9 protein-coding genes and 1 pseudogene are annotated in these 7888 nt (G+C 67.9%); 1 reads left to right on the top strand and 9 read right to left on the bottom strand.

The window, feature by feature from the left end; genetic code table 11:
* Positions 1 to 138 precede the first annotated feature (138 nt).
* The 5 genes and pseudogenes from BN972_RS08900 to ruvC all read right to left on the bottom strand — a co-directional run bounded on the left by BN972_RS08900 (position 139) and on the right by ruvC (position 3545).
* Positions 139 to 795 (bottom strand): hypothetical protein, encoded by a 657-nt coding sequence (locus BN972_RS08900; protein ID WP_036355178.1) that lies wholly within the window; start codon positions 793 to 795, stop codon positions 139 to 141.
* Positions 796 to 918: 123 nt separating this feature from the next.
* Complete coding sequence (locus tag BN972_RS08895; RefSeq protein ID WP_036355174.1) at positions 919 to 1305, bottom strand: DUF1304 domain-containing protein; 387 nt, start codon at positions 1303 to 1305, stop codon at positions 919 to 921.
* 9 nt (positions 1306 to 1314) lie between these two features.
* Positions 1315 to 2351 (bottom strand): annotated as a pseudogene (ruvB, locus tag BN972_RS08890) (Holliday junction branch migration DNA helicase RuvB).
* A gap of 49 nt (positions 2352 to 2400) precedes the next feature.
* Positions 2401 to 2994, bottom strand: a complete 594-nt coding sequence (gene ruvA / locus BN972_RS08885) for a Holliday junction branch migration protein RuvA (RefSeq protein WP_036355171.1) — start codon at positions 2992 to 2994, stop codon at positions 2401 to 2403.
* Positions 2991 to 3545, bottom strand: coding sequence for a crossover junction endodeoxyribonuclease RuvC (ruvC, locus tag BN972_RS08880; RefSeq protein WP_036355168.1), 555 nt, complete (start codon positions 3543 to 3545; stop codon positions 2991 to 2993). Before ruvC ends, ruvA begins: the two co-directional genes overlap by 4 nt.
* Before the next feature lie 105 nt (positions 3546 to 3650).
* On the opposite strand from ruvC, the gene BN972_RS08875 reads away from it, so the two are divergent.
* Positions 3651 to 4145 (top strand): DUF2617 family protein, encoded by a 495-nt coding sequence (locus BN972_RS08875; RefSeq protein ID WP_036355166.1) that lies wholly within the window; start codon positions 3651 to 3653, stop codon positions 4143 to 4145.
* Between the two features lie 36 nt (positions 4146 to 4181).
* Here the strand turns inward: BN972_RS08875 and BN972_RS08870 are convergent, their stop codons facing one another.
* The 4 genes from BN972_RS08870 to pdxS form a co-directional block, all read right to left on the bottom strand.
* On the bottom strand, positions 4182 to 4937 hold the full coding sequence (locus BN972_RS08870; protein ID WP_036355163.1) for a YebC/PmpR family DNA-binding transcriptional regulator: 756 nt from the start codon (positions 4935 to 4937) through the stop codon (positions 4182 to 4184).
* Between the two features lie 127 nt (positions 4938 to 5064).
* Positions 5065 to 5658, bottom strand: coding sequence for a pyridoxal 5'-phosphate synthase glutaminase subunit PdxT (gene pdxT / locus BN972_RS08865; protein WP_036355159.1), 594 nt, complete (start codon positions 5656 to 5658; stop codon positions 5065 to 5067).
* Complete coding sequence (gene tesB / locus BN972_RS08860; protein WP_036355157.1) at positions 5655 to 6491, bottom strand: acyl-CoA thioesterase II; 837 nt, start codon at positions 6489 to 6491, stop codon at positions 5655 to 5657. Before tesB ends, pdxT begins: the two co-directional genes overlap by 4 nt.
* 9 nt (positions 6492 to 6500) lie before the next feature.
* Entirely contained in the window at positions 6501 to 7403 is a 903-nt protein-coding gene (pdxS, locus tag BN972_RS08855; protein WP_036355155.1) for a pyridoxal 5'-phosphate synthase lyase subunit PdxS, read from the bottom strand.
* Positions 7404 to 7888 lie beyond the last annotated feature (485 nt).

The raw sequence follows: 7888 nt of genomic DNA, 5'->3' as shown, positions 1-7888 counted from the left end.
GGCAATGGCGGGGGCAGCACCGGCACCGCTGGCCAAGGCGGCCAGGGGGGCAACGCGGTCCTGGGCGAGGCCAGAGGACGAGGCGCGAACGGCACGTCCGCCTAAGCCATTAGCGCTCGACGGCACCCCCGTCCATCGCTACTGGTGCGCGACCGGGGTGCGGTGGCGACGGAACAGTCCGCCGCGCCGCGGTGCGGCTTCTGTTGCTGGAACCGCCTGCGCCCGCGGTGTGGTCAAGGCGTCGGTCGACACCGCCTCCTCGCGGGGAGCGTCAGCCACGTAGTGCTGGGATGCCGGGACTCGGTCAACCGTCTCTACGTGGTGGACGTCACGGGCAAGCCGCGCGGCGACCCGCGCCAGCGCCGCGCCCGCCAAGAAAGCGATCAGCACGCCGAGGCCGCTGAAGTACGCAACTTCGAGAACCGCCCGTTTGCGGTCGGTCGCGGCGACCGGGTCACCGACCGAACCGGTGCCGAGCACCGGCGCGAATGAGCGACCGACGACGAACCAGGCGCCGCCGAGCGCAGCCAGCCAGCCACCCAGCATCCCGCCGGCGCGACTCTTCGACAGGATCAGCAGCAGGCCTCCGACGACGGTGGCGACGCCGGGCAGTACCTCGAGCCATCCACGCGCGGCCGTCCACGACTGGCCCGGGCCGTAGGCGAAGTCGAAGTTCGGGCCGAGGAACGGGATCAACGCACCCCATGCGCCCAGAATGACGAGGAGTAGTCCGGTTAATGCTCCGCGTGAGCGTGGCATCCGACCACGTGCGGGGCGGTCCTCAATGGTTTTCATGGCATCTCCTTTACGGGTATCGGCTTGGGTACCCGTAGGCGCCGGTGGTGTAACGGTCCAGTTTCACACCAACCGCCACGAGCACATGCGTCACACGAGCCGCACCGGAGCGGTCGGCTTGCGTTAGGAGGCCAACCCGATGATCAGCAGGGTGATCGCAATGACAGGGAAAAGGCCCTGCGTCACCGCTGCGCGCGCCTTGTCCCGGGCCGAGATCAGCAGCACCACCGCGGCCGCGGCCATCGACCCGACGTCGGCGAACACCAGCGCGGCGCCCACCTCGCGGTGGCCCATGAACACCGCGCCGATACCCACACCCGTCACGATCGCCAAGAACAAATTGTAGAAGCCCTGGTTGTACGCCAGCAGTTTGGTGGTTTCGGCTTCCTCGGGCGTGGTGCCGAACGTCGCCCGGGTGCGCGGCGAGGTCCACGTCAGCGACTCCATGCTCCAGATGTAGACGTGCAGTACCGCGGCGAGCGCGGCGAAAACCAGTGCGGCGGTGACCATCACGTCCTCCTAGTCGAACAGTCCGGGCTGCGCCACCCCGACCGGGGCGTCATTCCCAGGTGCGTCCACGCCAGCGCCGTGGCCACCCGGCCTCGCGGCGTGCGGGCGACCATGCCCGCGCGCACCAGGAAAGGTTCGCACACCTCTTCCACGGTCGCGGCCTCCTCCCCGACCGCCACCGCCAGCGTCGAGACACCGACCGGGCCCCCGCCAAAGCTGCGGGTCAGCGCCGACAGCACGGCCCGGTCCAGCCGGTCCAGCCCCAGCTCGTCCACGTCGTAGACCTCCAGCGCTGCTTTCGCAACATCGCGTGTGATGATGCCGTCGGCGCGCACCTCGGCGAAGTCGCGCACCCGGCGCAACAACCGGTTGGCGATGCGCGGAGTCCCCCGCGATCGGCGAGCAATCTCCGCTCCGGCCTCGGCTCCGAGCTCGATACCCAGGATCCCGGCCGAGCGCGCCAGCACCCGTTCCAACTCGGCCGGCTCATAGAAGTCCATATGGGCGGTGAAGCCGAACCGATCGCGCAGCGGGCCGGTCAGCGCGCCGGATCTGGTGGTCGCGCCGACCAGCGTGAAGGGCGCGACTTCCAGCGGGATCGACGTCGCGCCAGGTCCCTTACCGACCACCACGTCGACGCGGAAATCCTCCATCGCCAGGTACAGCATTTCCTCGGCGGGCCGGGCGATGCGGTGGATTTCGTCGATGAAAAGCACGTCGTGTTCAAGCAGGTTGGACAACATCGCGGCTAGGTCGCCCGCACGTTCGAGCGCCGGCCCCGAGGTAACCCGCAGCGACGAGCCCAGTTCGGCGGCGATGATCATCGCCAGCGAGGTCTTGCCCAGGCCCGGCGGCCCGGACAGCAAGATGTGGTCCGGTGTGCCACCGCGGTTCTTCGCTCCTTCGATCACCAGCTGCAACTGCTCGCGGACCCTGGGCTGGCCGATGAACTCCCGCAGCGAGCGAGGCCGCAGGCTGCCGTCTATGTCCCCCTCGCCAACGGCCAGCGTCGGCGACACGTCGCGTTCGAAATCCTCTTCTGTCATGTGCGCCGCTTCTCCTCATCGCTGCGCTCTGCATCGTCGGCGCCGCGGCTCATTTCGACTTACCCAACAACGACAACGCGGACCGCAGCGCCGTCGACGTGCTCGCCTCGCGGTCCTCGGCGAGCACCTTGTCGGTGGCCTCCTCAGCCTGTTTGACCGCGAAGCCCAAGCCGACCAGCGCCTCCACCACCGGCCCCCGCACCGCGTGGCCGTTCACCGCGGACCCGCCCCCGGATGCGGCAACCGCACCGATCTTGTCCCGCAATTCCAGGATCATCCGATCGGCGCCGCGCTTGCCGATGCCCGGCACCCGGGTCAGTGCGGTGACGTCACCGTCGGCCAGCGCTTGACGCAGGGCCGTCGCGTCGTACACAGCCAGGGTGGCCATCGCCAGCCGCGGCCCCACACCCGAGACCGACAACAGCGTCTGGAACAGATCGCGCGTCTCGGTGTCGCAGAACCCGTACAACGTCATCGAATCCTCGCGCACGATCATCGCGGTGATCAGTCGCGCCTCGCTGCCCTGGCGCAGCGTGGCCAGCGTCGAGGGCGTCGCATTGATTCGGTAACCGACCCCGGCCGCCTCGATCACCGCGTGATCCAGCGCCACAGCCAGCACCTCACCGCGAACGGAGGCGATCATCGGGCGTCCCTCAGCTTGGCCAGGTACTGGTCGCGCTGCTGCGCCGCCCGAGCCCGGGCGGCGGCCATCTTGTCCAGTGTCGGTGCCCGCCAGCAGTGGCAGATGGCCAGCGCCAGCGCGTCGGCGGCGTCCGCGGGCGACGGCTTGGCCTGCAGCGTAAGGATCCGGGTGACCATCGCGGTGACCTGCGCCTTATCTGCCCTGCCGTTGCCGGTGACCGCCGCCTTGACCTCTGATGGCGTATGAAAGTGCACGTCGATGTCGCGCCTGGCCGCCGCTAGTGCAACGACGCCGCCGGCCTGTGCGGTGCCCATCACCGAGGCGACGTTGGCCTGGGAGAACACCCGCTCGATGGCCAGCACGTCGGGGTGATGGGTGTCCAGCCAGTGCTCCACCGCGTCGCTGATGGCCAGCAGTCTGCGATGCAGCGGCTGGTCCGACGGGGTGCGCACCACGTCGACGTCGAGCGCGGTGATCTGCCTGCCGCGCCCGCTCTCCACTAGCGACAAACCACACCGCGTCAACCCGGGATCGACGCCCATCACCCGCACCGCAGCTCCCCACTCCACTCCGAACAGCTGTTCGATAGCCTAGCCGCTGGGTGCGACATCACGGGCTAGGGACACGCCTCGGACCGGTGCGTTAGGTTATGTCCGGTGCCGCTTCATCAGCTCGCTGTCGCCCCAGCCGATGTGTCTGGGGCCCGATTGGCGCTGGCATTGAACGCGGTGGCACCTGACCCGCTCGCCACCTGTCGACTGACGCATCCCAGCGGAGGCGCGCTGTCATTGGGAGTCCTGGGCGCGTCGCATGTTGTCACGGTGGAGCATGGCACAGTGCGATTTTCCGAGCAGGTCTCCTGCACTGCGGGCGACGACTTGCCCAGCCGTTCCGGGGCACCTGGATATCGCATCGAATCGCGAACCGAGGAGCATGGCGAGGCCACTTTCCGTGCGCTTGCAAGGCAATTGCGCGAGCGGTGCGCCAAGGAAATCTGCTGGCTCGGCGGGGTGTTCCCCGGCGACGACGCCGCGTTGACCGCACTGGCCGCCCAGCCCGACGGCAGCGGCTGGCAATGGCAGACGTGGCACCTGTATCCGAACGGCACCGGCGGGACTGTGGTGCATACCGCAAGCCGCTGGCACCCGTAAAGGGACGAGCCCGCCGGGACGGACGAGCCGGACCAGCTACTCCTCGTCGAGGGCAGCCAGCACCTCGTCGGAGAGGTCGACGTTGGTCCAGACGTTCTGCACGTCGTCGCTGTCCTCAAGGGCGTCGACCAGCTTGAACACCTTGCGGGCACCCTCGACGTCGACGGGCACGCTCACCGAGGGCTGGAAACTGGCCTCGGCCGACTCGTAGTCGATGCCAGCCTCCTGCAGCGCGGTGCGCACCGCGACCAGGTCGGTCGGTTCGGAGATGACCTCGAAGCTGTCACCGAGATCGTTGACGTCCTCGGCGCCGGCGTCGAGCACCGCCGTCAGTACGTCGTCCTCGGTCAGGCCGTTCTTTTCAAGCGTGACGGTGCCCTTGCGGGAGAACAGGTAGGACACCGAACCGGGGTCGGCCATCGTTCCGCCGTTGCGCGTCATCGCCACCCGTACCTCACTGGCGGCACGGTTGCGGTTGTCGGTCAGGCATTCGACCAGCACCGCAACGCCGTTGGGTCCGTAGCCCTCGTACATGATGGTCTGGTAATCGGCGCCGCCGGCTTCCTCGCCCGCGCCGCGCTTGCGGGCCCGCTCGATGTTGTCGTTGGGGACCGACGTCTTCTTCGCCTTCTGGATCGCGTCATACAGCGTCGGGTTGCCGGCCGGGTCTCCACCGCCGGTACGGGCGGCGACCTCGATGTTCTTGATCAGCCGGGCGAACTCCTTGCCGCGGCGGGCGTCTTTGACGGCCTTCTGATGCTTGGTGGTCGCCCACTTGGAATGGCCGCTCATCGGTGTGACATACCTCTTTCGCTCCAAATAATTGCCAGACGAGTCTACGTGGCGGGTCGGCCGCGCCGAGCGTCACGCCAGAGTGACGGTGGGCGCCCAGCGTTGCGCTGGCGTGACGCTCGGCGTACTAACGCCCAGTCACCATGTCGACGAACAGCCGGTGTACGCGACGGTCGCCGGTCACCTCCGGGTGAAACGCCGTCGCCAACACCGCACCCTGGCGCACCGCGACGATGTGGCCCGCCGCCCGGGCCAGCACCTGCACCTCGTCGCCAACTCGCTCTACCCATGGCGCCCGGATGAACACCGCGCGCACCGTGCCGTCCAGCCCTTCGAACGGGATGTCGCCCTCGAACGAGTCGACCTGACGCCCAAAAGCGTTGCGCCGCACCGTCATATCGATGCCACCCAAGGGTAGCGCCGCCCGGCCGTCAGCACCGGCATCCAAAATCTCGCTGGCCAGCAAGATCATGCCAGCACACGCGCCGTACGCCGGCAGCCCTTCGACCAGCCGCGCCCGCAACGGCTCGAGCAGGTCGAAATCGCGCAGCAGGTGGCTCATCGCGGTGGACTCCCCGCCCGGAATCACCAACCCGTCCACGGCGTCCAGCTCGGCGCGGCGCCGCACCGTGCTGGCCTCGGCCCCGGCTTCACGCAACGCGGCAAGGTGCTCACGGGTGTCGCCCTGCAAGGCCAGCACCCCGACCCGGGGCGCGCTCACGACCGGTATCCGCGCTTGAAGCGGGTCAGCCCCTCCTGCATGACCGCGGCCACCATCTCGCCGCTCTGGTTGAAGATCTTGCCCTGGCACAGCGAGCGGCCCCCGCCCGCCGACGGCGAGGACTGGTCGTAGAGCAACCACTCATCGGCGCGAAATGCCCGCATGAACCACATGGCGTGGTCCAGCGACGAGACTTGCAGATGCGCGCGCTCCTCCATGTGCGTGACCTGCGCAGATCCGAGCAACGTCAGGTCGCTCATGTAGGCCAGCGCGCAGATGTGCAGGACGGGATCGTCGGGCAGTGGGTCCCGGTGCCGGAACCACACCTGCTGCTGGGACGCCTTGCCGGGCAGCAGATGCAGTTGGTCACGCGGCACGATGCAGACGTCCCACTCTTCGAACTGCTTGAAGCCGGCGTCGTCGAACACTTTGACCGAGGACAGCCCCGGCAGCCCGTCGGGTGGCGGCGCCGCCGGCATGGCGTCCTGGTGGTTGATGCCCTCCTGGTCGGTCTGGAAGGACGCGCCCATGCTGAAAATGATCTCGCCGTGCTGGATCGCGTTGACCCGCCTGGTCGCGAACGAGCCGCCGTCGCGGGTGCGTTCGACGATGTAGACCGTCGGCGCCTTGGCGTCCCCGGGCCGCAGGAAATAGCCGTGCAGCGAATGCACCTGATAGCGCGGGTCTACCGTGCGCACCGCCGAGACCAGTGATTGGCCGGCCACATGGCCACCGAACGTGCGCTGCAGGAAGCCCGATTCGGGGCTGAACACGCTGCCGCGGTAGATGTTGACCTCGAGTTGCTCGAGATCGAGGATCTTTTCGATCGCCACGGGATGTTCTTACCAGCCCCGTTGCGCGAGACGATGGGGCTCGGCGATCTCCTCCACATTGATGCCGACCATCGCCTCGCCCAGCCCGCGGGACACCTTGGCCAGCACGTCGGGGTCGTCGTAGAAGGTGGTGGCCTTGACGATGGCCGCGGCACGCTGGGCGGGGTCACCGGACTTGAAGATGCCGGAGCCGACGAAGACGCCCTCGGCGCCGAGCTGCATCATCATCGCCGCGTCGGCGGGGGTGGCGATGCCGCCGGCGGTGAACAGCGTGACCGGCAGCTTGCCGGCCCGGGCCACCTCCACGACGAGATCGTAGGGTGCCTGCAATTCCTTTGCGGCAACGAACAATTCGTCTTCCGACAAGGACGTGAGCCGGCGGATTTCACCGCCGATGGCGCGCATGTGCGTGGTGGCGTTGGAGACATCGCCGGTGCCGGCCTCGCCCTTGGACCGGATCATCGCCGCGCCCTCGGTGATACGCCGCAGCGCCTCACCGAGGTTGGTCGCGCCACACACAAACGGCACGGTGAACTGCCACTTGTCGATGTGGTGGGTGTAGTCCGCGGGGGTGAGCACCTCGGACTCATCGATGTAGTCCACACCCAGGCTCTGCAGGATTTGCGCCTCGACGAAGTGCCCGATCCGGGCCTTGGCCATCACCGGGATGGTGACCGCGTCGATGATGCCCTCGATCATGTCAGGGTCACTCATCCGCGACACCCCGCCCTGGGCCCTGATGTCGGCGGGTACCCGCTCCAACGCCATCACCGCCACGGCGCCCGCGCCTTCGGCGATACGGGCCTGCTCGGGGGTGACGACGTCCATGATGACGCCGCCCTTGAGCATCTCCGCCATGCCGCGCTTGACGCGGGCGGTTCCGGTCTGGGCCCCGTTCTGCTGGCTGTTCACTACGCTCCTTGACTGTGCTTTTGCGACCACCAGTCTAAGGGTGATCGCCAACTGAGTTTTCCGGCCCGACGTGCCTCTACCTCCGCGTTGGCGGCCACGCGAGAAAGAAGGGAGCCCGGCGCCGAGTGTCGCCGTTCTGACGCCAGAACTCAATTCGGCGCAGATTGCGCCGGTGCGCGGGCGGCGACTGTTGCTGTCGGCTGCGGCGTCCTGGAATGGGCCAGCGGCAGCCGGCTTCCTGGCGGGCCGGCGAAATACGGCACACCATCAAGAATTTTCAGAACTACGGCAGCTCGGTTTCTGGTGTCAAAGGCGGCGATGCCGGTCCTCCCACGGCTGCGGGAAGTGGCGCTGGGACGGGCATGCCTTCACCGGGAAGAACCGGTGCACTGGAAAACCCAGCCGGTTCCATATGGTCCTGACACGCATTGGGAACAGGGACCATATACCACTTCCAAGCGCCAGGAGGGTTCGGTGCCGGCGCC

It is taken from the genome of Mycobacterium asiaticum DSM 44297 (assembly GCF_000613245.1).
Classification (GTDB): domain Bacteria; phylum Actinomycetota; class Actinomycetes; order Mycobacteriales; family Mycobacteriaceae; genus Mycobacterium; species Mycobacterium asiaticum.
Note: the sequence above shows the minus strand (reverse complement) of the source record. Positions and strands in the feature narration are given on the sequence as shown.